This is a genomic window from Streptomyces sp. NPDC101160 (assembly GCF_044768205.1).
GTDB lineage: Bacteria > Actinomycetota > Actinomycetes > Streptomycetales > Streptomycetaceae > Streptomyces.
In genome coordinates this window covers 965,022-991,666 of record NZ_JBIWPJ010000001.1, presented here as the reverse complement: position 1 = coordinate 991,666, position 26,645 = coordinate 965,022, and the positions used below count along the sequence as shown (strand labels likewise).

The window sequence follows — 26,645 nt, the reverse complement described above, 5'->3', positions numbered from 1 at the left end:
AGGAGTCCTCCACGTGGAATCCGACGCCCCCGACCAGGCGTCCCTGGGGACCAAGGTCCGCTCCGCCACCCGCTGGAGCCTCATCAACACGATGGTGATGCGGCTCGGCAACTTCGCCACCGGCATCGTCCTGGTCCGCTACGTGCTCGACCCGGCCGCCTGGGGCGTGTACGGCGTCGCGCAGACCGTCCTGATGGTGCTGCTCTCCGCCAACGAACTCGGCGTCACGCTCGCCGTGGTCCGCTGGGAGGGCGACGTACGCCGCTTCGCGCCCACCGTGCTCAGCCTCGGCGCCCTCTCCAGCGGCCTGCTCTACCTGGCCCTGTTCGCCGCCGCGCCGGGCGTCGCCGGGCTCCTCGGCGCTCCCGAGGCCACCGCAGTGCTGCGCGTGATGTGCCTGTGCCTGATCCTCGACGGGCTCTCCCAGGTCCCGGCCGGGGTGCTTACCCGGGAGTTCCGGCAGGGCCGCCGGATGGTCGTCGACGCGCTCAACTTCGTCGTCAGTACCTCCGTGACCCTGGGTCTGGCCCTGCAGGGCTGGGGCGCCATGAGCTTCGCCTGCGGCGCCGTCGCCGGAAACGTGGTGGCCCTCGCCGGCTGCGCGATCGCCGCGCCCGGCATGCTCCGCTTCGGCTGGGACGCGGGCCAGGCCCGGGCGCTGCTCCGGTTCGGCCTGCCGCTCGCCGGAGCCAGCCTGCTGGCCCTCGCCGTGGTCAACGCGGACGCCATGATCGTCGGCGCGGTCCTCGGGCACGTCGCCCTCGGCTTCTACATGCTCGCCTTCAACATGGCCGGCTGGCCCGTCCGGGTCATCTCCGAGACCGCCCGCCGGGTGTCCTTCGCGGGCTTCTCCCGCCTGGCCGACGATCCCAGGGCGCTCTCCGACGGCTTCGCCCGCGCGCTCGGCGCCCTGATGACCGCCACCGTCCCGGCCTGCGTCCTGCTCGGCGCCCTCGCCGGGCCACTGGTCGAGCTGGTGTACGGGGCGCGGTGGCGGCCGGCCGCCGAGGCGCTGCCCTGGCTGATGGCCCTCGGCCTGGCCCGGATCGCCGCCGAGCTCACGTACGACTGCCTGGTCGCCGTCGGCCGGCGCCGCTCGCTGCTGCTCATCCAGGGCCTGTGGCTGGTCACCCTGGTCCCGGTGCTGATCCTCGCCGCCCGCGCCGGCGGCATCGCGACCGTCGCCGCCGGGCACGTCCTGGTCGCCGTGGCGGTCGTCGCGCCCGCCTTCCTGGTCGCCCTGCGGCGCGGCGGCATCGCGGCCCGCGCCCTCGCCACGGTGTGCGTACGGCCGGTGCTCGGCGGCCTGGTGATGGCCGCGCTCCTGGTGCTGCTGCGGGAGCGCCTCGGTGAGGGGCTCGTCGCGCTGTGCGCCACGAGCGTCGTCGGACTCGCGGGTTACGGGCTCTGCGCCCTGCCCGCCCGCACACTGGTGCGCGGCGCACTCGCCCGGCGCCGCCGGAGCCGGGGACCCGAGGCGTCGCCGGAGGGGGCCGGCGCGGTCCCCTCCGTACCGGCACAGAAGCAGCCGGCCGCCCCGGCGCACGAACGATGAGGTGAGTCCCCTGGACCCGCTGGACCGATCCGGCGCCCGAGCCGGCCGGCGCCCCGCCCGCCGCCGCAAGCTGCTCGGAGCGGCGCTGCTCGCCGCCGTACTGCTGTTCTCCCTCCTCACCTTCACGGGGCTGGGCCAGCAGGCGCTCTGCCTCGGCGGCGCGGCGCTCTGCGACTCGCGCGCCATCACCGCGCCGGGCGCCGGCGCCACGCCCGCCGGCCCCGGCGGCGGCAGCACGGACGGCAAGCCGCGCGCGCCGAAGGGCTGCGCGAGCCCGAGCGCCTGCGGCTACCCCGACGCCTCCACCACCGGCCCGCGGATCGCGGCCCTCACCCCGCAGTCCACCGGCAACGCGTCCATCCGCACCGACGGCACCGTCATCAAGGGCTGGGACATCACCGGCTCCCTCGACATCTACGCCAACGACGTCACCGTCGTCGACAGCCGGATCACCTCCACCAACTGGTGGGGCATCAACCTGCGGCCCGGCTTCACCGGGCTGCGCGTCCTGCACACCACCATCACCGCCGTCCCCGGCAAGGGGCCCGACAACGGCGGCTCCGACTACGCCGTCTCCAACATGAGCACCAGCTCGGTCGAGGTCGCCCACTGCGACGTCTCCGGCTTCGGCGACGCCCTGTCCATGGGCCAGGGCAACCTGCACGACAACTACGTCCACGACATCGCCGCGTACCACAACCTGGACGGCCAGTGGCAGCACACCAACGCCGTCATCAGCAACGGCGGCGGCCAGGGGAAGCTGATCATCCGGCACAACACGCTGCTCAACCCGGTCCCGGTGGAGAAGGGCGCCTCCGCCGCCGTCGGCCTCTTCGCCGACAGCGCGCCGGTCACCAACACCGTCGTCGACGACAACTGGCTCGCGGGCGGGGCGTACAGCCTCTACGCCGGCGGCAAGGACTCGACCGGCGTCGAGGTGACCGACAACGTCTTCTCGCCCCAGTACTACCCGGCGGGCGGCAGGTACGGGGCCGTCGCCTACTGGAACGCCGCGGGCAAGGGGAACGTGTGGCGGGGCAACCGGATGGCGGACGGGACGCCCGTCGTACCCGCCGAACCGTGAGACAAATCCCGAGATCACCTGATAAACCCACCTGCGGCGACTACGGTTGAGCCGACCTCACCTCACGCTTTTCCGAACACCAGGTGGTTGATGCGATGTCCGGCCTCCGTGCCCTCCGCAATCGTTTCGTCGACGCTCCCGACTCCCTCGGCGAACGATTCCGCGCGGCCCGCTGGGAGCGGTTCCGCTCCTGCTTCCCCGGCATCGAGGACATGCGGGTGGTGGACCTCGGCGGCACGGCCTCGAACTGGACGCGCTCGCCGCTCCGGCCCCGGCACGTGCACCTGGTGAACCTGGAGGAGCACCCGGCCGAGCTGCCCGAGTGGATCACCGCCGAGATCGCCGACGTCACCGACCCGGAGATCCCGGCCAAGCTCGGCGAGTTCGACCTGGTCGTCTCCAACTCCACCATCGAGCACGTGGGCGGCCCCAGCCAGCGCCGCCGCTTCGTCAGCGCCATCGAGCAACTCGCCCCGCTGCACTGGGTTCAGACCCCCTACCGCTACTTCCCGGTCGAGCCGCATTTCCTCGCCCCCGGCTTCCAGTTCCTGCCGCTCGCCGCCCAGGCCAAGCTCGTCCGGCACTGGCCGCTCACCCACAGCAAGCCCGGCACGCCCGAGGAGGGCATGGACGCGGTCATCAACATCGAGCTGCTGACCCGCGCCGAGATGCGCTACCTCTTCCCCCGGTCCGTGATCCTCAGCGAGCGGGTCGCCGGGCTCACCAAGTCCCTGACGGCCGTCCGCAACCGCGTCTGATGCGCCGGCTCCTCCGGGCCCCCTGGGAGCTCCTGAAGCTGCGCTTCGGCTGGCTCGTCCTCCATGAGCTGCGCAACAAGGTGCTGCTCGCGCCGACGGCCTGGCGGCTGCGCCGCTTCGAGGACGCCGAGACGGCGCGGCTCGCGAAGGTCCTCGGCCGCCCGCCCGCGGCGAAGGTCGCCACCGTCATCGCCACCCACCGGCGCCCGGAGGCGCTCCTCCGGGCCGTCCGCTCGGTCCTGGAGCAGTCCGTACGCGACCAGGTCGTCCTGGTCGTCGACGACGGCGCCGGACTGCCCGAACTCCCGGACGACCCGCGGCTCTTCGCGGTCTCATTGGCCCGCAACACCGCCGTCGCGGGCGTCGTGCGCAACGTCGGTATCCGGCTCACCTCCTCGGCGTACGTCGCCTTCCTCGACGACGACAACCTGTGGGAGCCTGACCACCTCAAGGAGGCCCTGGCCGCCCTGGAGGCGCCCGGCGGCCCCGACGCCGTCTACACCGCGCTGCGGCGGGTCCGGCCCGACGGCACCGACATGGACGTCCTGTCGGTCCCGTTCGACCGGCGCCGGGCAGCGCACCAGGCGTTCCTCGACACCAACGCCTTCGTCGCCCGGCGCACCCCGGCCCTGCACTTCAGCCGGCTGCGGCGGACCCCGGCGGTGCTGCCCCGGGAGGACTGGGAGCTGATCCGCCGCTACGCCCGCACCCACCGGGTGGCCCACCTCGCCCGGCCCACCGTGCGCTATCTGGTGAACCCCGGCAGCTTCTACACCTCGTGGGGCGACTGAGGCCGACGGAGCAACGCGCCCACAGCCGCCCGCGCCGGCGGGCGGCCCAGCGCCGCCCGGGACGCCTCCCGCAGCAGCACCGCGCCACGGAAGGCCGCCGTCGCGGCGAGACCGTGGCGGCGCCGGTAGAGCCGGACCCGGTTGGTCACGAGCAGCGACCACAGCCGCGGCGAGACCCGCGAGTCACCGCCCAGATGCGTGGCGCGGGCCCCCGGCTCCAGGCGCGTGCGATGCCCGAGGTCCCGGGCCCGCAGGCAGTACTCGGTCTCCTCCGAATAGAGGAAGAACGACTCGTCCCACGGCCCGCACTCCGCCACGCACTCCCGGGACAGCGCCATCAGCGCCCCGGTCGCCCAGTCCGCCGTCGTCCGCTCCTCGTACACGGCAGGCGTGGTGACCAGCTCGCTCCAGCGCGGGAAGCGGCCGGCCCGGGTGTTGCCGACGACCGCCTCACCGAGTGCCCGCGTCAGACTGGACTCCCGGCGCAGCGAGTGGACGAGCCCGCCGTCTTCCTCGTAAAGGAGCGGTACGGAGATCCCGACCCGGGTGCCGTCGGGCAGCGGGCTGCCGAGCGCCGCCACCAGCGTCGCGGCGCAGCCCTCGGCCATGCGGATGTCCGGGTTGCAGATCAGCACCGCGCGGTAGCCCTCCGGCCAGGCGCCGGCGGCGCGCAGGGCCGCGTTCACGCCGAAGGCGTAACCGCCGTTGCGACCGGTCTCCACGACCGTGGCCTCGGGCGCGTGCTTGCGCACCACGGCGACCGTGTCGTCCGCGGAGTCGTTGTCGGCGACGACGAGGCGCCAGTCCAGACCCGCCATGCCCGCCGGGAGCGAGTCGAGGAAGCCGGGCAGCACCTCCGCGCTGTTCCAGGTGACGACGACGACGGCGACCGGGCCGCCGGTGTGCTGATCGGGCATCAGATCTCCGCGAGACGAGGCGAGTCGGGGGTACGGGCCGACGGCACGGGCAGCGGCGGGCGCTCACCGGCCGCCTCCCGACGTACGAAGCCGAGACAGCTGCCGCCCGCGCCGAGCAGCAGGAAGAACACCCCCGCGAACATGGGGAAGCTGAGCGTGTCGAAGGTCGCGCCGATCACCAGGGCCACCATCGCCGAGGCGAAGAACGCCTGCCCGAGCTCGCGGTCCGACTCGGTCCGGGCGAGCCGCCGGATCGACCCGCCCTGGTGCACGCCGGTCAGCCCGAGCAGCAGCAGGCACGCCACACCCAGGGCGCCCAGCTCGGCGAGCGTGAGCAGGTACTGGTTGTCGGTGAAGAAGTACCGCTCCGGCGTGAAGGTGCCGAAGCCCCGCCCGAGGACCGGGTCCTGCAGGAAGTACTCGTAGATCTTCGGGTACTTGATGGTGCGGGCCTGCGTGCTGCTGTCGGCGTTGTTCAGACTGCCCGAGAAGAGGCCGGTGATCGTGCCGATCAGCCCCGGCACCAGCACCTTGAACACCGCCACCGAGCCGAACAGGATGCCGATCGTCGTCCAGCGCCGCTCCGGCTTCCAGCGCGGCACCATCACCAGGGCCACGATCGCGATGCCGATGATCGAGGTCCGCGACACCGTCAGCGGCAGCCCGCCGCCGAGCAGCACCACCGGCGCCCAGCGCTTGAGGTTCCCCAGGTGCCGGCGCGCCGGATCGAAGGCGTGCCAGACCGCGAACGGCAGCAGGATCGCCAGCATGCCGCTGAACTCCAGCGGATGCGCGGTCAGCGAGCGCGGCCGGGTGAAGGAGCCGCGGTCCATCACGTTGACGCTCGCCGTGCTGGAGCTGAGGCCCGGGATGTGCAGCGAGTCGGCGATGTTGGTGCCGGTGAAGAAGTCGTACAGGCCGAGCGCGGCCACGATCGAGCCCATCACGACCAGCCGGCGCAGCAGCACGTCCAGCCGGTCCCGGTCCTGGATGCCGGCCGTGGTCAGCACCACCAGGGACACCCACACCAGGAGCACGATCAGACCCCGGTCGGCCGCCAGGATCTCCTTCTGCGAGCTGATCCGGTCCTGGTTGGTGATGTAGGAGAGCAGCACGGTGACGGCGACCACGAACATCACCGTCCGCATGGTGCGGGTCCCGGGCGCCGGCGCGAGCCGCCCGCTGCACCAGGTCGCCAGGTACCAGAACAGGCCGAGCAGCGCGAACACGTTGGCCGGGGTGCCCGCGCCGCCGAGCGCGGGCAGCGCCAGGTTCGACGGCAGGAAGAGCGCGAGCGCCAGATAGCCGGTGAGGACCGCGGTCGCGTCGAGCGGCCGGGTCAGCAGCCTGCGGATCCGGCCCGCGCCCGGCCGCGGCGCCGGGGGAGCGGGCTCCGGCAGCCCCTTCGTACGCCGCCGGGCCGCCGCCCACGTCTCCACCACGAACGACAGCAGGAACGCGCCCGTGAGACCGAAGACCACCACGGCGGCCGTCTTCTGGTAGCGCGACTTCGGCTCCGACACCGGCCGCTGCGGCGGCACGATCCGCGCCGACTGCACGTAGTAGCCGTCCGGGACCTTCGCCTCCCGCTGCAGGAACTGCAGCTGCTCCGTCGCGTAGTCGGTGATCTGCCGGGTCTCGTCCAGGACCTTGACCTTGTCCTCGCCCTTGACGGTGACCGTGAGCAGCGGCCCCTCGGCCTGGGCGGCGAAGTCGACCGCGTATTCGTCGGTGATGCCCCTGGTGACTAAAACCTGCGCCGTCTCGGGCGACTGCAGCGCCCGGATCAGCACGTCGGCCGTGCTGATCAGCGAACCGCTCACATAGGCGAGCGGATTGCCGTAGCTGGGCGCCGGTTTGGCGACCTTCGCCGAGTTCAGCAGCGCCAGCTGGCTCTGCGACTCGTACGTCACGGGGACGGTCGAGTAGAGGTAGCCGCCCGCGACCAGACTGAGCAGGGTCAGCGGCACCATGACGTACCAACGCCCGCGCAGGACGCGGAAGATCTCGGCGATGCTCACGAACCCTCCCCCGGTTCCCCTCGGTGCTGCCAGTATCGGTCCTGATGGAACCGCTGCCAGAAAACACGGACAAAGACGTGCTCACTCCCGAGGGACTCGCCCGCGTGCTGCTGCGCCGCTGGTACGTCCTGCTGCTCGCCGCGCTCGTCACCGGGGCCGGCTGCTACCCGGCGCTGCGGCCCGCGCCGCGCTACCAGAGCTCCGCGGTGCTCGTCGTGAAGCCACCGCGCACCGACAGCCAGCCCAACCAGCTGACCAACCTCCAGCCCTCGCTGGCCATGGTGTCCTTCGCGGTGGTCCAGCAGCTGCAGTCGCCCGCCGGGCGGAGCGAGTTGCGGGAGGCCGGGGTGCACGGCACCTACCGGCTCACCCCCCGCAACAGCGGCACCAGCGCCACCCCGTACTACTCGATCCCCACCCTGCAGGTGGAGGCGGAGCAGTCCGCGCCCGAGGAGGCCGACCGGGTCGTCCAGGCGATCATCGGGGTCTACAGCCGGCATCTGACCGCCCTCCAGACGGAGCAGCACGTGCCGCACCCGACCCTGCTCACCGTCGACCTGGTGAACCGGCCCGGCACCGTCGCGCTGCCGCCCAACCGGACCCGGGCGGTCGCCGGGGTGGGCGCGCTCGGCACCCTCGCGGGCGTGATGACGGCGCTGTGGACCGAGCGGTACGCGACGGCGCGGCGGCGCCGGAGGCAGGACCGGGAGTGACATCGCGGGCGGCTGGTCAGCGCGCCGCACCGTGCTCCGTGAGCCGGCCGTCCCGCTCCTCGTACAGCGCGCCCGTCTCCGGGCACTCCCACAGCCCGGGCCGCTCCGGGTGCGCGGTGAGCCGCACGCCCGCCCTGCCGACCCAGCCGGCCTGCCGGGCCGGGACGCCCATCACCAGGGCGAAGTCGGGCACGTCGGAGGTCACCACGGAACCGGCCGCGACCAGCGCCCAGCGCCCGATGGTCACCGGTGCGACGCACACCGAGCGGGCCCCGACGGCGGCCCCGTCGCCGATCACGACGGCGACCGGCTCCCAGTCGCCGCCGCGCTTCAGCTTCCCGTCCGGGTCCACCGCCCGCGGGTTGTGGTCGTTGGTGAGGACCACGGACGGGCCGACGAACACGCCGTCGCCGAGGACCGCGGGCTCGTACACCAGGGCGTAGTTCTGCAGCTTGCAGTTGTCGCCGATGGTCACGCCGGGACCGACGTACGCGCCCCGCCCCACCACGCAGTTCTCGCCGAGGCGGGCGTCCTCGCGGATCTGGGCGAGCTCCCACACGCTGCTGCCGGCGCCGACGACGGCCTTCTCGTCGACCTGAGCGGTGGGCTGGACCCGGTAGTTCACTGACGTGCCTTTCTGTCGATGAGGGATGTACTAGATTCCGCGGCGCTTCCAGGACCGCCACCACAGCCGTTCGCGGCCCCGCTCCACCACCGCCGACAGGATCAGCGGCTGGAGGTACGGCATGGTCCGCGCGCCGATCCTGCGGCGCAGCCGCAGCGCGCGGTACTCCGGCAGCGACTCGGCGTCCGGGCGGCACTCGCGGGCGAAGGCCACCAGCTCGTCCACCGGCACCACGCCGGTGCGCCCCCGGTCGTACGCCCGGTAGGCACGCCTGAGGGCCTGGCGGGCGAGCCGGGTGTCGACGAGGGCGGCGAGCCGGTCGGCCTGCGGGAGCAGGTCGGCGCACTTGTCGAGGACGGCGGTGAAGGCGGCCCTGCGCTGGCGGATGTCGTCGAGCTGGCCGCCGAAGTCGGTGGTCGACATGTTGTCGCCGTGGACCCGGTAGTACGCCTGGTCGGCGCCCTGGACGTAGCCCACGTCGGCGTGGGCGGCGAGCCGCATCCACATCTCGATGTCGCCGGCGTGCGGCAGCTCCGGGTCGTAGCCGCCGACCTTCCGCTGCAGGCTGGTGCGCACCATCACCTCGGGCGAGGTGATGCATCCGGTGCCCTCGCGGAAGCGGCGCTCCAGCCACCAGTGGCCCGGGTAGACCACGGACCCGGTGCTGTGCGTACGGGCCGCCGGCAGCGGCCCGCCGTGCTGGAAGCGCAGCGGCCTGCCGTAGCAGAAGCCCGCGTCCGGGTGGGCGTCGAGCAGGGCCGCGGCCCGCACGAGCGCGCCCGGCACGAGCCGGTCGTCGGCGGAGAGCAGGACGACGTAGTCGCCGTCGGCCCATTCGAGCAGGCCCTCGTTGTAGGTGGCGATGTGGCCCTTGTTGGTCTCGTGGACCCGCACCTCGATCCTCGGGTCGGAGGCGGCCAGCTTCCTGGCCACCTCCGCCGAGTCGTCGGGGGACGCGTCATCGATGATCAGCACCCGCACGTCGAGGCCGGGCTGTTCGTCGAGCACGCTGCGTACGCAGTCGGCCAGGAAGTGGCCGTACTTGTAGCAGGGGATGACGACGCTTACTGAACTCATGTGGTGCGTTCCCCGTGTTTCCTGAAGGGAGTCAGCCGGTCGTGAAGACCGGGCCGACCCAGTAGTCGGTCGAGTTGTAGGAACTGGTCGGGAAGGCACTCGCGGTGCCGTACCGGTAGACGCCGTTGGCGCTTCCCGAGGTGTCGGCGGGCGCCGTCAGCGGGTAGTTGAGGTGGGCGCTGGCGAAGTACCCGCCGTCCGAGGCGTAGTTGCCGTTGGGCGCGTGGTACGACACCACGTAGCGGGTGCCGGCGGTGATGCTGACCGGGGTGGCGAAGGTGAGCTTCTGCCAGCCGGACGCCGTCTCGCCGGTGAAGGTGCCGGTGGCGAGCAGCGTGCCGCTGTCGGTCCACAGGCTGCCGGTGTGGGTGCCGGTGTTGCCCGCGCCCTTGTAGAAGGTGACTCCGGTGACCTTGCCGGCCAGGGCCGACTCGAACCGGGTGCCGACCTCCAGGGAGTTGGCGTCACTGGTCTCCGAGGCCCGGGTGGGCACCGCGTCGGCGCTCCACAGGGTGCACGGGCAGTTCGCCGGCGGCGGGGTGGTGCTGGTGGTGAAGGTCCAGGTCACCGGCGCCGCCATCGCGTTGCCCCACAGGTCGGCGGCCTGCACGGACGCCGTGTACGTGGTGCCGAGCGCGAGCTGCGAGGAGAGCGTGAACGCGGCGGTCTTTCCGTCGCTGCTCAGGGTGGCCCGGCCCGGGACGGCGGTGCCGTTCGGGTCCTTCACCGTGAACACCAGGCTGTCGCCGTCCAGGCTCTCGCTGAAGGTCGCCGACAGCGGCGCGGTGGGCGAGACGCCCGTGGCGCCCGCGGCGGGCGTGCGGGCGGTCACGGTCGGCGGCGCGGTGCTGGCCGAGCCGGTCTCCAGGATGGCGTCCACCCAGTAGTTGGCGCCGCTCGACGCCTGCGACGGGAAGCCGCTGGTAGACCCGTACTTGTAGACGCCGTTGCCGCCGTCCGTACCCGACTTGAGGGCGGTGAGCGGGGCCAGGCCGGCGTCCTTGGCGGCGAAGTAGTCCGCGTCGTAGGCGTAGCCGCCGTTCGGCGCGAAGTACGAGGCGATGTAAGTGGTGTTGGCCTTCACCGGCACCGGGCTGGCGAACTTCAGCTGCTGCCAGCCGGACGCGGTCTCGCCGCTGAAGGTGCCGGTGGCGAGCAGCTGGCCGGAGGACGACCACAGGCTGCCCTTGTGGGTACCGGTGTTGACGCTCGACTTGTAGAAGCGGACGCCGGTGATCGTGCCGGGCACCGAGCTGCGGACCTTCACGCCGAGCTCGACGGAGCTGCCGTCGCCGCCGTTCGGCCGGCCGGGCGTCGCCGAGGCCGGCCACACCGTGCACGGGCACTTCTGCGCGTCGACGGTGAGCGGCACGGAGGTCACCGCGCCGATGTTCACGCTGTCGTCGACGGCGCGGACCTTCAGCGTGACCGGGCCCTGGGCCATCGGGGTCCAGGTGTAGCTCCAGGAGGTGGTGCCGTCGGCGGCGTGCCAGGTGGTGCCGCCGTCCGTGGACACCTCCACCCGGGCGACCACGCCGCCGCCTGTGTCGGAGGCGGTGCCGGAGACGGTGACCTGCTGCAGCGCCGGGACGGAGCTGTTCGGCGCCGGGCTGGTGACGGTGACGGCGGGGCCCGTGGTGTCGGTCGACGCGGTGGCCGGGACCAGGTCCGTCTGCAGGGTCTTCGGCTGGAGGCCCATGTCGGCGAGGATGTTCACGGTCGCCTGCTGCATCCGCTTGTCCTCGGTGACCACGGCGCCGCCCGGGTCGGCCGTCGGCACGTTCGTGAGACCCCACGACCACTGCACGGTGCCGGTGCCGAAGACCAGCGCCTTCGAGGTCGGGTCGCGGAAGGCGACCAGGCTGTGCGTGGCGGTGCCGTTGCCGTAGTTGTTGCCCCAGTCCTGCAGGTACTTGCCGTCCTGGATGTCGACCGAGGTCGACGACATCCGGATCTGGCCGGCCGGCCGGGTGGCGTTCTCGATGTCGGCGTCCCACTCGTAGCCGAGGGTGCCCTTCGGGAAGGTGGCGACCTGGCTGCCGGTCAGTCCCGCGACCGAGGTGTTGCGCCACAGCCGCATCTTCCCGTAGGCGGCCGGCACGGTGATGGCGTCGCTGCGGTAGCCGTTCACCTGGAACATCGAGCCGGTGAGGATGTTCTCCGGCCGGTAGGGCGCGCCGGCCTTGGTGCTGTCCGGGTCCATGAAGGTGCCGGTCCACTGGTCGCTGGGGTCCGGGACGCCGTTCGGCGTCGGGAACTTCAGCTTGGTCTCCTTGTAGCAGACCAGGGTGCGATCGGCGGTGCGGCTGAGGTCCAGGCTCGGTTCGAGCCGGGTCTTCCAGAAGACCTCGTTGCCCGCGAAGTACGTCTGGTGCTGGCCGCCCTTGCGGGCGTTGAGCACGTTGGTGAACTGCTCGCCCGTCCAGTACTCGTCGTGCCCCTGCGACATGTACATCTTGTGCTTCGGCAGGATCGTGGCGCCCCGGGTGGCGACGTCGATGCCGGAGGCGTAGCTCAGGTCGTAGCCGTTGCGCTCCAGCCAGGCGATCATCTCGAACTCGGAGCCGTAGACGCCGTTGTCGCCGCTGATGTCCATCGGACGGTTGTAACTGACCTTGTACGCCCGCCCGTCGGGCGCGGGTCCGTCGCCGTCGTAGAGGTTGGCGCCGCCCCACTTGTTGTACGCCTGCCAGGTCTGGTCCGAGGTCTGCACGAGGATGTCGGACGTGCTGGAGTCGTTGCGCACGACGAAGGGGTACGGCATGACGCCGTTGCCGTCGTCCTGGTCGAAGTTGGCGATGTAGAGGCCCGAGACCGCGTCGCTCGGCACGCTCCAGGACGCCGTCGTCGGCCAGTTGCCGCAGTCGAGCAGGCCGGTGCCGGAGTCCTTCAGGCAGTCGAGTCGCTTGGTGAGGTAGTTGGCCGGGTGGATCTGGGCGGCCTGCGCGTCCGTGGAGACCTGCCGGGCACCGTCGCCGCCGTACCAGCCGAGCCGGAAGATCCGGACGTGGTACGCGGCGGGGGACTGGACCTTGAACTGGATCGTCTCGCCGGGCTGCACGCTCATCCTCGTCGCGAACCCGGCGATGTCACCGTAGTTGTTGCCGGAGAACCAGTCGGACATGGGCGTGCCCGGCTTGGAGTTCTCGCACACGATCGCGTTGCTGCCCGCGCCGCACGGATCGGTGAGGGCGCTCGCCTCGCCGGCCGGTGGCAGGAATATCGCGGTCAGCGCCGCGGCAAGGGCGAACACGGCGCCTCTGACGCGGCGATATCGGTTTTGCATGGCTGTACCTTTCACGGGCAGTACAGAGGTCCCGGCCCGGAGGCCGGGGTGGGGGCCCTCAGCCGAGGGCGTTCACCAACGCGGCCACGACCTGGCGCTGCTGGTCGTGGGTGATCTGCGGAAACAGCGGCAGCGACAGGATCTCGGCGGCCGCGCGCTCGGCGTGCGGGAAGTCCCCGCGTCCGTAGCCGAGTTCGCGGTAGGCGGGCGTCAGGTGGACCGGGTCCGGATAGTGCACCCCGGCCCCGATGCCGCTCGCGTTCAGCTTGCCGACCACCGCGTCGCGGTCCGCGCCCGGGACGCGCACCACGTACAGGTGCCACACCGGGGTGTTGCCGTCGGCCGTCGTGGGGCGGACCACGCGGCCGGTGGCGGCGAGCGGCGCGAGCAGCTCGTCGTAGCGGGCCGCCGCCTGCCGCCGGGCCTCGTTCCCGGCGGCGAGACGGCGCAGCTTGGCCCGCAGCACGACGGCCTGCAGGCCGTCGAGCCGGCTGTTGAACCCGGGCACGTCGTGCCGGTACTTGGCCACCCCGCCGTGGTTGGCGACCGCCCGCACCAGGGCGGCGGCCTCCGCGTCGTCGGTGAGCACCGCGCCCGCGTCGCCGTAGGCGCCCAGGTTCTTGCCCGGGTAGAAGCTGGTGGCGGCGATGCCGGCGCTTCCCGGCGTACGGCCGTGCCGGCTCGCGCCCTGGCTCTGGGCGGCGTCCTCCACGATCCGTACGTGCCCGGGCAGCGCGGCCGCCAGGGCGGCGACGTCGGCGCACTGCCCGTACAGGTGGACCGGCACCACGGCCCGGGTGTTCCCGCCGACCGCGGCCACGGCGGCCGAGGGATCGATCAGCAGGGTGTCGGGCTCGCAGTCGACCAGGACCGGGCGGGCACCGGTGCGGTGCACGGCCCCGGAGGTCGCGATGAAGGTGTTCGCGGGCAGCACCACCTCGTCGCCCGCGCCGACCCCGCTCGCCCGCAGCGCCAGCTCCAGGGCGTCGGTGCCGTTGGCGACCCCGACCACGTGGGCGACGCCGCCGAACTCCGCGTACTCGCGCTCGAAGGCGGCGACCTCCTCGCCGCCGATGAAGGCGGTGTTCGCGAGGACCCGGTCGAAGCCGGCGCGTATCTCCGCGTCGACCTCGGCGTGGGCTGCCTTCAGGTCGACCAGGGGAATGTGGTTCATCAGGCCTTCGCTCCTCGTACCGGGACACTGTGCAACAGCTCTTCGAGCGCGGTGGGCGCGGCGGCGCGCAGCCGGCGGGCCGGGGACCCGGCCCACACCTCGCCGGGCGGCACGTCGCCGAGGACCACCGAGCCCATGCCGACGAGCGACCAGGGGCCGATCGCCGTGCCCTCGCGGACCAGCGCGCCGGCGCCGAGATAGGCGCCGCGGCCGACCCGGACGGTGCCGCCGAGCCGTACGCCGGAGGCGAGGGTGGCGAAGTCGCCGACCTCGTCGTCGTGGGTGAGAACGGTCTGCGGCATCACCGCGACGTGCCGGCCGACCCGCACGGCCGCGGTGAGCACGGTGTGGGCCAGCAGCACTGTGCCGGGACCGATCACCGAGCTCGCCGAGACGGCGGCGGTCGGATGGACCACGGTGGCGTAGCGGTCCTCGGACAGGCCGAGACGGCGCACGATCCGCGCCCGGGAGGCGTAGTCGCGCGGACTGCCCACGCACACCACGAACGACGCGTCCTTCAGCTTGCGGATCCGCTCGGTGCCGCCGAGCACGGGCACCCCGTCGACCGTGCAGCCATGCAGCCGCGGGTCGTCGTCCAGGTGGCCCGCCAGCGGCAGGCCGGCGGCGCGGGCGGCCTGTGCGGTCTCCCGCGCGAAGCCGCCCGCACCGATGATCACGAGCCGTGCGGTCACCGACCCGCCGCCGCTTCCCGCAGGACGGCGACCACCCGGTCCTGCTGCTCCTCGGTCATCGTGTGGAACAGCGGCAGGATCAGCGAGTCCCGGCTGATCCGCTCGGTCACCGGCAGCGGAGCCGCCGGGTGACCCTCGTAGGCCGGTTCGAGATGGCTCGCCATGATGCCGCGGCGGGCCGAGACCCCGGCCTCGGCGAGCAGCGCGAGCAGCTCGTCGCGGCCCACCGGGAAGTCCCCGTCGAGCAGCACCCAGTACGACTGGAAGTTGCCCTCGCCGTGCGCCGGGTCGCGCACCGGCTGGAGACCGGGCACGTCCGCCAGCGACTCGGTGTAACGGGCCGCGAGTTCCCGGCGCCGCGCCACCAGTGCGTCGAGCCGGTCCAGCTGGGCGAGGCCGACCGCGGCCTGGATGTCGGTCATCCGGTAGTTGAACCCGGTCTCCAGATAGCTCTCCAGGACCGGCTTGCCGCTCGCGTGCCGGTCGGCCGCCGACACGTTCATGCCGTGCTCGCGCAGCCGGCGCAGCCGCGCCGCCCACTCGGCGTCGTCGGTGGTGATCATGCCGCCCTCGCCGGTGGTGAGCAGCTTGCGCGGATGGAACGACCAGGCGGCGAGCAGCGCGCCCCGCCCGACGGACCCGCCGTCGACGGTCGAGCCGATCGCACAAGCCGCGTCCTCCACCAGCGGCAGGCCCCAGCCGTCGCAGGCCGCCCGCAGCGCGGTCACGTCCGCCGGCACGCCGGCCTGGTGGACGACGAGCACCGCCCTGGTGCGCTCGGTGCGCACCGCGTCCACGGTGGCCGCCGTCAGGTTGCCGGTGGCGAGGTCGACGTCCGCGAAGACCGGCTCGGCGCCCACGTACCGTACGGCGTTGGCGGTGGCGATGAACGAGAGCGACGGGACGATCACCTCGTCGCCCGGACCCAGGCCCAGCGCGACGAGCGCCAGATGCAGGGCGGTGGTGCAGGAGCTGACGGCCACGCCGTGCGCGGCGCCGACCCGCGCCGCGAACGCCTCCTCGAAGGCGGCGACCCGCGGCCCCTGGGCCACCCAGCCGGACCGTACGGCGTCGGCGGCGGCCGTCGCCTCCTCCTCGCCCAGCCACGGCACCATCACCGGGATCCGCACCGGCTCCGCGGCGGCCTTCGCGGCCGCCTGCTCGGCGTCCGTCGCGGTCGCGCCCTTCTCGGCCCGCCACCAGTCGACCAGGTCCCGCAGACCCGTCCGCAGATCGATCTCCGCCTTGAAACCGAGCCGCTCCTCCGCCCGCGTGGTGTCCGCCAGCCGTCGGGTGACCCCGTTGACCGCGCGGGCCGGGCCGTGCACCGGCTCCAGGTCGGAGCCCATGACGTCGAGCAGCGCGTCGGCGAGCTCGCGCAGCGAGGTCTCGGTGGCGCTGGCCACGTTGAACACCTCGTCCGTCACGTCCGCGCGGGCCGCCAGGATGTTGGCCCTGGCGATGTCCCGGACGTCCACGAAGTCCATCGTCTGTGTGCCGTCGCCGAGGATCAGCGGCGGCTCGCCCGCCTCGATCCGCTCCATCCAGCGGATCAGCACCTCGGTGTAGAGCCCGTGGATGTCCATCCGCGGCCCGTACACGTTGAAGTAGCGCAGCGCCACGTAGTCCAGGCCGTACATGGCGTGGAAGCTGCGCAGCATCCCCTCGTTGAACGCCTTGGCCGCGCCGTAGAACGTGTCGTTGTTGTACGGGTGGTGGCGCTCGTCCGTCGGGAAGGACTCGGCCAGGCCGTAGACCGAGGCCGAGGACGAGGCGATCACCTTGCCCACCCCGGCCGCCGCCGCGGCCTCCAGGACGTTGAACGTGCCGTCGACCATCACCTCGTTGGCGAGCCGCGGCTCCTCCGCGCACTGGGTGATGCGGATCGCCGCCAGATGGAAGACCAGGTCCGCGCCCTCGGTCACCCTGCGCACGGTCGCCGCGTCGCGGATGTCGCCCTCGACGAGCCGGACCCGCCCGGACCTCGTCGCCCGGGCCAGATTGGCCCGACGGCCGCGCACCAGGTTGTCGAGCACGACGACCTCGTCCGCACCGCCCTCGACCAGCAGGTCCGTCACATGGGACCCGATGGTGCCGGCCCCGCCGGTGACCAGGATCCGCTTGCCCCGAAAGTCGCTCAACGCCGTTCTCCCGCCGCTTCGTTCACGTTCACGTTCTTGGCCGGCCGGTCCGCGCCGGTCCGGTCCGCGCCGGCTCGCTCGGCACCGGCTCGCTCGGCACCGGTCCGCAGGCCGACGACCGCGCCACGGAACTCCAGGCTCCGCGAGGCCGCCTCCAGGATGTCCAGGACCCGCAGGCCCGCCCGCCCGTCGGTCAGCGGCGCCCGCCCCTCGGTGATCGACGCCGCGAACTCGTCGACCATGCTGCGCAGCGCCTCCTTCTCGCCGATCGCCGGCGCGACCATGTCGCCGCTGCGGTACGAGATGAGGGCCTCCCGGCGCTCGTCCGCGCCCAGGTCCTGCGGCGTCGCCAGGTCCACCCCGCGGTCGAACACCGCGATCCGCTGCGCCGGGTTGAGGTCGTCCCAGACGAGGGTGCGCTTGGCGCCGCCGACCATGGTGGTGCGGACCTTGGTCGGGGACAGCCAGTTGACGTGCACGTGCGCGATGGCACCCGTGCTCAGCTGGAGCGTCAGGTACGTGATGCAGTCCTGGCCCGCGCCGATCGGGTCCGCGCCGTGCGCGGCGACCGCCACCGGCTCGACGTGCTCCGGCAGGATGAAGTCGAGGATGGACAGGTCGTGCGGGGCGAGGTCCCACAGCACGTCGATGTCCTTCTGCACCAGGCCCAGGTTGATCCGCACCGAGTCCACGTAGTGGATGTCGCCGAGCGCACCCTCGTGCACCAGCTCGCGGATCTTCGCCACGGCCGGGGTGTAGCAGTAGGTGTGGTCGCACATCAGGGTCAGGCCGCGCTCCGCCGCCTCGGCGACCAGCCGCGCGCCGTCGGCGTAGGTGGTGGCGAGCGGCTTCTCGACCAGCACGTGCTTGCCCGCGCGCAGCGCGGCCAGCGCCACGTCCAGGTGGGTGCCGGCCGGGGTGGCGACGGCCACCGCGTGCACCTCGGGGTCGGCGAGCACGGCCGCGTAGTCGTCGGTGGCCTGGACGGTGGAGTATCCGCCGAGGACCCGCTCGGCGCGCGTGACGTCGAGGTCGCACAGCCAGCGCAGCCGGAAGCGGTCGCTGGACTGGAAGTTGCGGACGAGGTTGGGACCCCAGTAGCCGGCGCCTATGACGGCGACTCCCAGCCGCTCGTCGGGTCGGTCGGCGTCGTTCAAGGTGTTCCCCCTCTTGTGGATGTGCTTTGCCATCTCAGTAGGCGCCCGTCCCGCGCAGCACGGCCGGGCCGGTGCGCAGCAGGATCACCGTGTCCAGGCCGAGCGACCAGTTGTCCACGTACGCCAGGTCGAGGCGCACGGCCTCCTCCCACGGCAGGTCGGAGCGGCCGCTGACCTGCCACAGACCGGTCAGGCCCGGCTTCACGAGGAGCCGGCGGCGCACCTCGTGGCTGTAGCCGGCGACCTCCTCGGGCAGCGGCGGACGCGGCCCGATCAGCGACATACGACCCGTCAGCACATTGATCAGCTGCGGCAGTTCGTCGAGCGAGTAGCGGCGCAGGGTGGCGCCGACCCGGGTGACCCGCGGGTCGTCGCGGACCTTGAACAGCAGCCCGTCGCTGTTGTGGTTGGCGTGCGCGAGCTCCGCCCGGCGGGCCTCCGCGTCCGGTCGCATCGTCCGGAACTTCAGCATGGTGAAGTGCTTGCCGTGCAGGCCCACCCGCACCTGCCGGAACAGCGCCGGGCCGCGGCTGCCGAGCCGCACGGTCAGCGCGACCACGCACATCAGCGGAGAGAGCAACAGCAGCAGCGCGGCCGCGATCAGCCGCTCCGCCAACTCCTTGGGCAGCCGCGAGAGCCGGGACAGCCGGGGCGCCCGGACGTGGATCAGCGGGACGCCGCCGATCGTCCGCACGTCGAGCCGGGAGGCCGCCACGTCGCCGAACGACGGCGCGAGCAGGAAGTCGCCGCCGGCGGCCGCCGTGCTCCAGGCGAGCCGGCGCAGCAGCCCCGCGTCGATCTCCGGCGCCGGCAGCACCACGACGGCGGTCCCGCCGCCGAAGGCCCGTATCGCGCCCGGCACTTCGTCGACACCGCCGAGCACCGGCACCCCGAACGCGTCCAGTTCGTCCGTGTTCCGCGGATCGGTCACGCACACCCCGGCCAGCTCCATGCCCTGGAGCACGGCCGCCGCGGGCGCGCCCGGACGGCTGTCGCGGAGCAGCGCGGTGAGCAGTTCGGCGACCCCGGCCGACGGGCCGACGAGCACCGCGGTCGTACGGCCCTGGCCGCGCGCCCAGCGCGTCCGCAGCCGGCGCCGCAGCGCGCACCGGGCGGCCAGGGACAGCGCGGCGGCGAGCGGTGCCGCCAGGATCATCTCGTGCAGCAGGTCCGGATCCCCTGCGAGCCCCCAGCCGAGCCCCGCCGCCAGCGCCGGAAGCACCAGCGCGGCGCGCAGCACCCGCAGATAGAGCTCGCTCCCGGAGCCGAACGACGCCGCCGCGTAGCCCCGGTGCGAGGCCGTCGCCAGGACCCAGGACGGCGGCAGTCCGAGCACGACCGGCCAGTGACCGCCCGCCCGCAGCACGAGCAGCGCCGCGGCCACGGCCCCGACGAGGTCGGCGGCCAGCAGCACGAGCTGATGTCTCCTCCGCCACCACAGGCGGTGGACGTCGGAACGGCCGGAGAGTTCCGAATGATCAGCGTGCTCCGCGTGTTCGCTGTGCTCCGCGTGATCTGAGTGGTCGATGTGTGTGGATTCGACACGATGCCGCTCATGCGTGACCGGCAGGACGGTCATCCATTCCCCCCAAGGGCGCTTCGCACGCACCCCGGCACGGGCCACCGACGCACCTGCCCCCGACGCGCCCACGAGCGCACGGCTCACGGACAGCGGACAGGGGAAGGTCGGCGACGGTCGGCGAGGGTACGCGGCTCTTCCGCCTGACTGAACAATGCGGACCGAGTCGCAAGTCTCCCCAGCCACGGCCGGGTCCGCACAGGACGCAGAATCCGCCCGGGACACGATGTGTTCGCGACCGAGCGGATCCGGCAGCGCTCAATCTAGACCAACTGGGGCAGGCCATCCAGGAGTTGTGTGAAACTCCTACCGATACTTGAAGGAACTGTAAGAGTCGGACGCGTTGGTCATACTGTGCACGTGCCCAGCATCGTGATCCCCGCCCACAACGAGGAACGCACCCTCGCCCGGCTCCTCGACGGCCTCCTGGACGGCGCGCGGGACGGCGAGTTCGACGTCCTGGTCGTGTGCAACGGCTGTACGGACGCCACCGCGGCCGTCGCCGCCGGATACGGCCCGCGCGTGCGTGTCGTCGAGACCCCCGTCCCCTCCAAGCACCAGGCCCTGCGGCTCGGCGACGCACACGCCCGCGGCTTCCCCCGGATCTACGTGGACGCCGACGTGGAGCTCGGCGCAGCCGACGTGCGGGCCCTGACGGCCGCTCTCGCCGGCCCGGGCCCGGTGCTGGCGGCCGCGCCGGAGCGGCAGCTGCCGATGAGCGGCTGCTCCTGGCCCGTGCGCGCCTACTACAAGGTGTGGCAGCGGCTTCCCGCGGTGCGGGAAGGGCTGTTCGGGCGCGGGGTGATCGCCATGTCCGGCGAGGGGCACGCCCGGATCGCCGCCCTGCCGCCCTTGATGGCCGACGACCTGGCCGCCTCCCTCGCCTTCGGTCCGGCCGAGCGCGCCGTGGTCCGCGCCGCCCGGGTCGTGGTCCGTCCGCCCCGGACCTGGCCCGACCTGATCCGCCGCCGGATCCGGGCCGCCACCTCCACCGCCCAACTGGAGGAACAGCAGCGCGAGGCGGCCGGAACGCCGGGCGGGGGCGACGCCCCCACGGCCCGTACCGGCCTCGGCGACCTGCGCGCCCTGCTGCGCGCCGACCCCACCCTGCTGCCCGCCCTGATCGTCTTCGTCACGGCGGCGCTCGTGGCGCGCCGGGGGGCGCGCAAGGCGATCCGTGCGCGGGACTTCGACACCTGGCTCAGGGACGAGAGCAGCCGCGAGGGCTGAGCGCCCGCTCCGTGCCTCCTTGCCCCGGGCGCGCGCCCGGGCGCGCGGCGCGCCGTCCAAGCGGATGCACCGGTTCCGGCCCCTTGATGATCAAGGCCGCTTAGGCTGCTCATGATCACGCCAAGGAGGGTCTTGATGACGTACCGGATTCGGGGGCGGCGCACCGCCACCCTGGCGGCGGCGCTCGCCGTCTGCGCCGCCTGGATGGCCACGGGCCCGACGGCCCGGGCCGAGGAACCGGCCCCGGCCACGGCCCCCGCCGCGGCCACCACCGCGGCGACCTCCACGGCCACGGCCCCCGCCACCGCCACCACCGCGGCGACCCCCACCCCCACGGCCACCAGCGCAGGGCCGCTCACCACCGCGACCCGCTTCTACGTGGACCCCGGCAGCCGGGCCGCACGGCAGGCCGCCGCCGACGAGCAGGCGGGCGACACCGCCGGCGCGGCCACCATGGCGCGGCTCGCGCAACTGCCGCAGGCCACCTGGTTCACCGGCGGCAGCGCCGCACAGGTCCGTGACGAAGCCGCCGCGCTCCTCGGCAGGGCCAGGGCCGCCGGCCAGGTGCCGGTGATCGTCGCGTACGACATCCCCGGCCGCGACTGCGGCAGCTACTCCGCCGGCGGGGCGCCGTCCTCCGCCGCGTACCGGGAGTGGATCGACGGGCTCGCCACGGGCATCGGCGCCGGCCCCGCCCTCGTCGTCCTGGAGCCGGACGGGCTCGCCCTGCTGCCCAAGGACTGCGCCGGATCCGTCGATCCGACCGGCGTGCTCACCGCCGCCCGCCTCGCCGACCTCGACTACGCCGTGACGGCCCTCAAGGCGGCGGGCCCCGGCACCGCCGTCTACCTCGACGGCGGCAACAACAAGTGGCGGGGCGTCGGCGACATGGCCCGGCGCCTCGTCGACGCCGGGGTCGGGCACGCCGACGGCTTCTCCCTGAACGTCTCCAACTTCCTGCCGACCGACCGTCTCGACCGCTACGGCACCTGGGTCGCGAAGTGCGTCTGGTTCGCCACCCGGGGCCCGGAGTGGGCCCGCGGCCACACCGACTGGTGCGCCGGTCAGTACTACTCCTCCGCCGCGCCCAACGACGGCCGGCCGGGCAACGCGGTCGACCCCGACGACCCGAGCACCTGGCACTGGACGGACGCCTGGTACGACCAGGCCGTCGGAAACCCGGCGACCACCGAGCTGCCCCACTTCGTCGTCGACACCAGCCGCAACGGCCTCGGCCCCTGGACCCCGGCCCCGGGCGCGTACTCCGGTGACGCCGAGACCTGGTGCAACCCACCCGGCCGCGGCATCGGGCCGCGCCCGACCGCCGACACCGGGGTGCCGCTCGCCGACGCCTATCTGTACGTGAAGGTCGTCGGCGAGTCCGACGGCAGCTGCACCCGTGGCACCGGCGGCACGACCGACCCCGAGTACGGCATCGTCGACCCGCCGGCCGGCGCCTGGTGGCCGGAGCTCGCCCACACCCTGGCCCGCAACGCCCGGCCGGCCCTGCTGCCCTGAACCGGCGGTTTCGAAAACCTGAGCGACCGAACCCTCGACGCGGGCCCCGTCCCTGGGCGATGATCACGGCCGCACCACACCACCCCCCTGACGACCCCCACATCCCACCCAACGGGAGGACGTTGATGGCACGCCGCACATCCCGCGGCCTGATCGCCGCGGCCACCGCCACCGTGGCGCTGATCGCCCCGGCCGGTCTCGCCTCCGCCACCGGCGCGGCCCCGGCCGCCGCCGGTCCGCAGGCCCGCGTCTTCATGGTCAACCCCGTGCAGTCCTCGGGCGACCAGACGCTCACCGACAACAAGGACGCCGCCGACGCCGTCCCCGCGTCCGCGTACACCACCGTCGCCCTGCGCAACCTGGACGGCAGCGGTGGGCTCTCCGGCCGCTGGGCCTACGTCCGCTCCGAGACGGGCGCGCCCGCGAAGGTCGCCGACGCCGCCTCGTACAACCGGCACGACGACCAGTTCGAGCAGGTCATGGCGTACTTCTGGGTCAACGAGGCCCAGGAGTACCTGCAGGGCCTCGGCTTCGGCAGCGAGCTGCCGGGCGCCAACAACCGGCCGATGCCGGTGCGGATCAGCCAGTGGGGCGCGGACAACTCCTTCTTCACCGACAAGAAGGACGAGATCCGCTTCGGCAAGGGCGGCGTCGACGACGCCGAGGACGCCGAGGTCGTCGTCCACGAGTACGGCCACTCCGTGCACGAGGCCCAGGTCCACGGCTTCGGCAGCTCGCCGGAGGCCGGCGCGATCGGCGAGGCGTTCGGCGACTACCTGGCCGTCGAGGTCGGCAGCAACGCCGCCGCCCGCTACGGCTGGCCCGTGAAGACGGACCTCGCCTGCGTCGCCGACTGGGACTCCGTCCCGTACAGCACCGCCCCGCACTGCCTGCGCCGGGTCGACGGCACCAAGGTCTACGCCGACCGGGTGGGCGAGGTGCACGCCGACGGCGAGATCTGGTCCCGCGCCCTGTGGGACGTCCGCGGCGCGCTCGGCGCCCGGACCGCCGACCGGATCATCGTGAACGCCCAGTTCGGCTTCAAGCCGGACACCTCCTTCGAGGACGCGGCCAAGCAGACGATCGCCACCGCGCAGAAGATGTACGGCCAGGGCGCCGCGGACGCGGTCCGCGCGGCCTTCCACGCCCGCCAGATCCCGGGGATCTAGTCCGAGGCGTCCAGGCGACAGGGCGGGATCCCGGACGTCGCAGGGGGTATCGGTACCGGACACCCCCTCGCGACGGAAGGGATCCCCCATGGAAACGGGCAGGAGCGTCGGGTTCGTCCAGTCCTACGACCGCGGGGCCGGCTACGGCTTCGTCCTCGCCGTCGGTTCCGAGGAACCGGTGTTCTTCCGCGCCGAGGACATCGAGGGCGGGCCCGCCCTCTCCGAAGGGCAGCAGGTCTCCTTCGTCCTGGTCCTGGGCGAGGGCCGGTTCGAGGCCCGGGAGATCCGTCCGTGAGCCCCTTCACGGTGTGAGCGCCGCGAGCGGCACGCGCCGGAAGACGATCGTCTCGTAGGGGCCGCGCTCGCCCGTCTCGTACAGCACCCCCACCGTCCGCGCGTCCACCCGGACCAGGTCCGAGTAGCCGGCCGGGCGGTGCGACAGGGTGAGCGCCGGGGCGAAGGCGCGGCCGCCGTCCGGGCCGGTCCAGAGGGCGGGATCGCGGCGGGCGGTCGGCACCGAGGGCGCGGAGAAGAGCAGCCGGCTGGAGTCCAGAGCCAGCAGGCCGCCCTCCACCACCGGTACGGCGTCGAGCGCGGGCTGTGGCGCGAACGGCCGGTCGAGGCTCGCGCCGCCGTCGCTCGACGTGCTGTCGGCCCGGTTGCCGGGGCTGCTGCCGAGCTGGTCGCGGGCCGTGAAGTAGAGGCGCCCGTCCGGGAGTTCGGCCGCCGCCGTCTCGTTGGTGTCGACCGTGCCCTCGTACGACTCGTCCGCCCAGCCGATCCGCCAGCTGTGTCCGCCGTCGTCGCTGAGCAGTGCGTGCGCCCCGTACCAGCGCGGCTCGCGGCCGCTGCCGGGCGAGCCCGGCGGGGGAGCGGCCGAGTGGTCGGCGGGCACGACGAGCCGGCCGGCGTGCGGGCCGCGGAGGGCGACCGCGTGGCCGGGCCCCGTCGCGTACCAGCGCCAGCCGGCCCGCTTCACGGTGGACGTGATGTCCCGGGGCGCCGAGAAGCCGCGCCCGTCGTCCGCGCTGCGCTGCACGTACACCCGGCGCCCCTGCGCCGCCGTCACCCGTCCCGCCAGGATCGTCGACTCCGTCACCGCGCCGGCGTTGCCCGTCGAGAGCAGGACCACGTCGCCGCTCGCCGGATCGACGACCGGTGCCGGATTGCCCCGGGTGTTCCCGTGCCCCGCGGCCACCACCCGCTGCGGTCCCCACGTACAGCCGCCGTCGGTCGAGCGCCGCAGCACGATGTCCACGGCGCCCGCGTCCCCGGCGCCCCGCAGCCGGCCTTCGGCGAAGGCGAGCAGGGTGCCGGCGCGGGTGCGGACGACGGCCGGGATGCGGTACGCGGCGTGGCCGCCGGTCCCGGAGACGTACGGGACGGAGGACACGCAGCCGCCCTGGGCCGCGTCCCCGCGCGTACCGCAGGCGCCGACGACCAGGGCGGCGGTCAGCACCGCCGCGTACCACCGGTGATGTGCTCGCTTGCCGGCCATGGGCACAGCGCACATCGGGCACCCGGCGCCCGGCCCAACACCGCGCCAACGGACGGCAGTCGGTGGCCGAATCCGCGGTGAACCGGCGAACCGGCGAACCGGCGAACCGGTGAACCGGCGAACCGGTGAACCGGCGAACCGGCGAACCGGTTAACCGGACGACGGATCAGCTGTCGAAGCCGAGGCCCACCCGGTCCAGGGCGCGCAGCCACAGATTGCGGTGCCCCTCGTGGGCGTCGGCGCGGGCGAGGGACCACTGGGTGATGCCGATACCGAGGGCGCGCACCGGCTCGGGCGGGAACGGCAGCGGCTTGCGGCGTACCAGCTCCAGGGACGTGCGCTCGGTGCGCTCGCCGGCCAGCAGGTCGAGCATGACCTCGGCGCCGAAGCGGGTGGCGCCCACGCCGAGGCCGGTGTAGCCGGCCGCGTACGCCACCCGGCCGCGGTGGCTGGTGTCGAAGAAGACGCAGAAGCGGGTGCTGGTGTCGATGGCGCCGCCCCACGCGTGGCTGAACCGGACGCCGGCGAGCTGCGGGAAGGTCTCGGCGAAGTGCCGGGCCAGGGTCGCGAAGGTCTCGTGGCGCTGGTCGCGTTCGGCGCGCACGCCGCCGCCGTAGCGGTACACGGCGTCGAAGCCGCCCCACAGGATCCGGTTGTCGGCGGACAGCCGGACGTAGTGGAAGCGGTTGGCGCAGTCGGCGAAGCCCTGCCGGTTCCGCCAGCCCACGGAGGCGAGTTGATCGTCCGTCAGGGGCTCGGTCATCAGCGCGTAGTCGTAGACCGGGACGGTGTACGGGCGGTGCCGGCGGAGCAGCGAGGGGTACGCGTTGGTGGCCAGCGCCACCCGCCGGGCGCGCACCCGGCCATACGGCGTGGACACCGCGATCCGCGCGCCGTCCTCGGTGAGCCCGGTGCCCGGCGTGTGCTCGTACACCCGGACGTCCAGCTCCTGGCAGGCCCGCTTGAGTCCCCAGGCGAGCCGGGCCGGGTTGACCATGGCGACGCCGTCCTTGTTCCACACGCCGCCGAGGAACGCGGGCGAGTCGATCTCGGCGCGCACGGCCGCCTCGTCGAGCAGCGCGACCTCGGCGCCGTACCGCGCGGCGGCCTCGGCCTCCTCCGTCAGGCCGGCGAGCTGGTACGGCTCGGTCGCCACGACCAGTGAGCCGGTGCGCTCCCAGTCGCAGTCGATGCCGTGCTTGGTGACGGTGTCCTCGATGGCCTGGAGGTTCTCCCGGCCGAGCCGTTCGAGCCGGGCGATCTCACCGGGCCAGCGGGCGATCCCGTTGCCGAGCCCGTGCGTGAGGCTCGACTCGCAGAAGCCGCCGTTGCGCCCGGACGCGGCGGCGCCGACCTCGCCCGCCTCGATCAGCACCACATCGGCGGACGGATCCCGCTCCTTCGCGATCAGCGCGGTCCACAGCCCGCTGTAGCCGCCGCCGACCACGAGCAGATCGCAGTCGACGGCGCCCACGAGAGCGGGCGCGGCGGGCGGCCGGTGGTCGGCGTCGTCCAGCCAGAAGGGGGTGGGCGAGGCGTCCCGGAGCGCGTGTACGGGGTCCATGCGGGGTGCTCCTTCGGATCGCGGAGGCGGGCCTGCGGGCCACGGGCCTGTCGAAGTGCCGCCATGAGACCCGGGGGGACGGATTACCGTCAATGG

At 73.3% G+C, this 26,645-nt stretch carries 21 protein-coding genes; 9 read left to right on the top strand and 12 right to left on the bottom strand.

The genetic code is table 11. From position 1 onward, the window contains the following. Window positions 1-13 precede the first annotated feature (13 nt). The 4 genes from ACIRSU_RS04360 to ACIRSU_RS04345 all read left to right on the top strand — a co-directional run bounded on the left by ACIRSU_RS04360 (window position 14) and on the right by ACIRSU_RS04345 (window position 4,188). A complete protein-coding gene (locus ACIRSU_RS04360) occupies window positions 14-1,555 on the top strand; it encodes an oligosaccharide flippase family protein (protein WP_403789062.1) in 1,542 nt (513 codons plus the stop codon). Window position 1,556: 1 nt separating this feature from the next. Continuing rightward, complete coding sequence (locus tag ACIRSU_RS04355) at window positions 1,557-2,639, top strand: hypothetical protein (protein WP_403789060.1); 1,083 nt, start codon at window positions 1,557-1,559, stop codon at window positions 2,637-2,639. A gap of 95 nt (window positions 2,640-2,734) precedes the next feature. Beyond that, window positions 2,735-3,397, top strand: a complete 663-nt coding sequence (locus tag ACIRSU_RS04350) for a class I SAM-dependent methyltransferase (RefSeq protein ID WP_403789058.1) — start codon at window positions 2,735-2,737, stop codon at window positions 3,395-3,397. Further along, a complete protein-coding gene (locus tag ACIRSU_RS04345) occupies window positions 3,397-4,188 on the top strand; it encodes a glycosyltransferase family 2 protein (RefSeq protein WP_403789056.1) in 792 nt (263 codons plus the stop codon). Before ACIRSU_RS04350 ends, ACIRSU_RS04345 begins: the two co-directional genes overlap by 1 nt. Here the strand turns inward: ACIRSU_RS04345 and ACIRSU_RS04340 are convergent. Both ACIRSU_RS04340 and ACIRSU_RS04335 read right to left on the bottom strand, forming a co-directional pair. After that, a complete protein-coding gene (locus ACIRSU_RS04340; protein ID WP_403789054.1) occupies window positions 4,167-5,105 on the bottom strand; it encodes a glycosyltransferase family 2 protein in 939 nt (312 codons plus the stop codon). The genes ACIRSU_RS04345 and ACIRSU_RS04340 overlap by 22 nt on opposite strands. After that, window positions 5,105-7,126, bottom strand: coding sequence for an O-antigen ligase family protein (locus ACIRSU_RS04335; RefSeq protein ID WP_403789052.1), 2,022 nt, complete (start codon window positions 7,124-7,126; stop codon window positions 5,105-5,107). Before ACIRSU_RS04335 ends, ACIRSU_RS04340 begins: the two co-directional genes overlap by 1 nt. Window positions 7,127-7,203: 77 nt before the next feature. On the opposite strand from ACIRSU_RS04335, the gene ACIRSU_RS04330 reads away from it, so the two are divergent. Next, on the top strand, window positions 7,204-7,839 hold the full coding sequence (locus tag ACIRSU_RS04330; RefSeq protein WP_403789050.1) for a hypothetical protein: 636 nt from the start codon (window positions 7,204-7,206) through the stop codon (window positions 7,837-7,839). A gap of 16 nt (window positions 7,840-7,855) precedes the next feature. Here the strand turns inward: ACIRSU_RS04330 and ACIRSU_RS04325 are convergent, their stop codons facing one another. From ACIRSU_RS04325 to ACIRSU_RS04290, 8 genes are read right to left on the bottom strand one after another with little or no spacing between them, the layout of a single operon-like run. Next, entirely contained in the window at window positions 7,856-8,464 is a 609-nt protein-coding gene (locus tag ACIRSU_RS04325) for an acyltransferase (RefSeq protein WP_403789048.1), read from the bottom strand. 30 nt (window positions 8,465-8,494) lie between these two features. After that, window positions 8,495-9,541: a glycosyltransferase family 2 protein gene (locus tag ACIRSU_RS04320; protein ID WP_403789046.1), complete on the bottom strand. Its 1,047-nt coding sequence runs from the start codon at window positions 9,539-9,541 to the stop codon at window positions 8,495-8,497. Window positions 9,542-9,572: 31 nt separating this feature from the next. Next, on the bottom strand, window positions 9,573-12,827 hold the full coding sequence (locus ACIRSU_RS04315) for a DUF4082 domain-containing protein (protein WP_403789044.1): 3,255 nt from the start codon (window positions 12,825-12,827) through the stop codon (window positions 9,573-9,575). 58 nt (window positions 12,828-12,885) lie between these two features. Then, window positions 12,886-14,001, bottom strand: a complete 1,116-nt coding sequence (locus tag ACIRSU_RS04310) for a DegT/DnrJ/EryC1/StrS family aminotransferase (RefSeq protein ID WP_403789042.1) — start codon at window positions 13,999-14,001, stop codon at window positions 12,886-12,888. Then, window positions 14,001-14,693, bottom strand: a complete 693-nt coding sequence (locus ACIRSU_RS04305; RefSeq protein ID WP_403789040.1) for an acetyltransferase — start codon at window positions 14,691-14,693, stop codon at window positions 14,001-14,003. Before ACIRSU_RS04305 ends, ACIRSU_RS04310 begins: the two co-directional genes overlap by 1 nt. Beyond that, window positions 14,690-16,834 (bottom strand): aminotransferase class I/II-fold pyridoxal phosphate-dependent enzyme, encoded by a 2,145-nt coding sequence (locus ACIRSU_RS04300; RefSeq protein WP_403789038.1) that lies wholly within the window; start codon window positions 16,832-16,834, stop codon window positions 14,690-14,692. Before ACIRSU_RS04300 ends, ACIRSU_RS04305 begins: the two co-directional genes overlap by 4 nt. Then, a complete protein-coding gene (locus tag ACIRSU_RS04295; protein WP_403789036.1) occupies window positions 16,831-17,991 on the bottom strand; it encodes a Gfo/Idh/MocA family protein in 1,161 nt (386 codons plus the stop codon). The genes ACIRSU_RS04300 and ACIRSU_RS04295 overlap by 4 nt, the downstream gene beginning before the upstream one ends. 34 nt (window positions 17,992-18,025) lie before the next feature. Next, the gene (locus ACIRSU_RS04290; protein ID WP_403789034.1) at window positions 18,026-19,405 is read right to left on the bottom strand and encodes a sugar transferase; all 1,380 of its coding nucleotides are present in this window, start codon (window positions 19,403-19,405) and stop codon (window positions 18,026-18,028) included. Between the two features lie 525 nt (window positions 19,406-19,930). Between ACIRSU_RS04290 and ACIRSU_RS04285 the strand changes: the two genes are divergently transcribed. The 4 genes from ACIRSU_RS04285 (at window position 19,931) to ACIRSU_RS04270 (ending at window position 23,782) form a co-directional block, all read left to right on the top strand. Beyond that, complete coding sequence (locus ACIRSU_RS04285; protein ID WP_403789032.1) at window positions 19,931-20,800, top strand: glycosyltransferase family 2 protein; 870 nt, start codon at window positions 19,931-19,933, stop codon at window positions 20,798-20,800. Between the two features lie 135 nt (window positions 20,801-20,935). Further along, window positions 20,936-22,318, top strand: coding sequence for a glycoside hydrolase family 6 protein (locus ACIRSU_RS04280; RefSeq protein ID WP_403789030.1), 1,383 nt, complete (start codon window positions 20,936-20,938; stop codon window positions 22,316-22,318). Window positions 22,319-22,443: 125 nt separating this feature from the next. Continuing rightward, on the top strand, window positions 22,444-23,487 hold the full coding sequence (locus ACIRSU_RS04275; RefSeq protein ID WP_403789028.1) for a M4 family metallopeptidase: 1,044 nt from the start codon (window positions 22,444-22,446) through the stop codon (window positions 23,485-23,487). A gap of 88 nt (window positions 23,488-23,575) precedes the next feature. Next, window positions 23,576-23,782 carry a cold-shock protein gene (locus ACIRSU_RS04270; protein ID WP_403789026.1) on the top strand — a complete coding sequence of 69 codons (207 nt, stop codon included), beginning with the start codon at window positions 23,576-23,578 and terminating at the stop codon, window positions 23,780-23,782. Between the two features lie 6 nt (window positions 23,783-23,788). Here the strand turns inward: ACIRSU_RS04270 and ACIRSU_RS04265 are convergent, their stop codons facing one another. Next, entirely contained in the window at window positions 23,789-24,985 is a 1,197-nt protein-coding gene (locus ACIRSU_RS04265; protein WP_403789024.1) for an exo-alpha-sialidase, read from the bottom strand. A 166-nt stretch (window positions 24,986-25,151) separates the two neighbouring features. Further along, the gene (locus tag ACIRSU_RS04260; RefSeq protein ID WP_403789022.1) at window positions 25,152-26,549 is read right to left on the bottom strand and encodes an NAD(P)/FAD-dependent oxidoreductase; all 1,398 of its coding nucleotides are present in this window, start codon (window positions 26,547-26,549) and stop codon (window positions 25,152-25,154) included. Window positions 26,550-26,645 lie beyond the last annotated feature (96 nt).

Coding starts and splice junctions, on each gene's coding strand:
- ACIRSU_RS04265 (WP_403789024.1), bottom strand. CDS start 24,985: ATGGCCGGCAAGCGAGCACATCACCGGTGGTACGCGGCGGTGCTGACC.
- ACIRSU_RS04320 (WP_403789046.1), bottom strand. CDS start 9,541: ATGAGTTCAGTAAGCGTCGTCATCCCCTGCTACAAGTACGGCCACTTC.
- ACIRSU_RS04275 (WP_403789028.1), top strand. CDS start 22,444: ATGGCACGCCGCACATCCCGCGGCCTGATCGCCGCGGCCACCGCCACC.
- ACIRSU_RS04315 (WP_403789044.1), bottom strand. CDS start 12,827: ATGCAAAACCGATATCGCCGCGTCAGAGGCGCCGTGTTCGCCCTTGCC.
- ACIRSU_RS04310 (WP_403789042.1), bottom strand. CDS start 14,001: ATGAACCACATTCCCCTGGTCGACCTGAAGGCAGCCCACGCCGAGGTC.
- ACIRSU_RS04350 (WP_403789058.1), top strand. CDS start 2,735: ATGTCCGGCCTCCGTGCCCTCCGCAATCGTTTCGTCGACGCTCCCGAC.
- ACIRSU_RS04345 (WP_403789056.1), top strand. CDS start 3,397: ATGCGCCGGCTCCTCCGGGCCCCCTGGGAGCTCCTGAAGCTGCGCTTC.
- ACIRSU_RS04280 (WP_403789030.1), top strand. CDS start 20,936: ATGACGTACCGGATTCGGGGGCGGCGCACCGCCACCCTGGCGGCGGCG.
- ACIRSU_RS04270 (WP_403789026.1), top strand. CDS start 23,576: ATGGAAACGGGCAGGAGCGTCGGGTTCGTCCAGTCCTACGACCGCGGG.
- ACIRSU_RS04340 (WP_403789054.1), bottom strand. CDS start 5,105: ATGCCCGATCAGCACACCGGCGGCCCGGTCGCCGTCGTCGTCGTCACC.
- ACIRSU_RS04260 (WP_403789022.1), bottom strand. CDS start 26,549: ATGGACCCCGTACACGCGCTCCGGGACGCCTCGCCCACCCCCTTCTGG.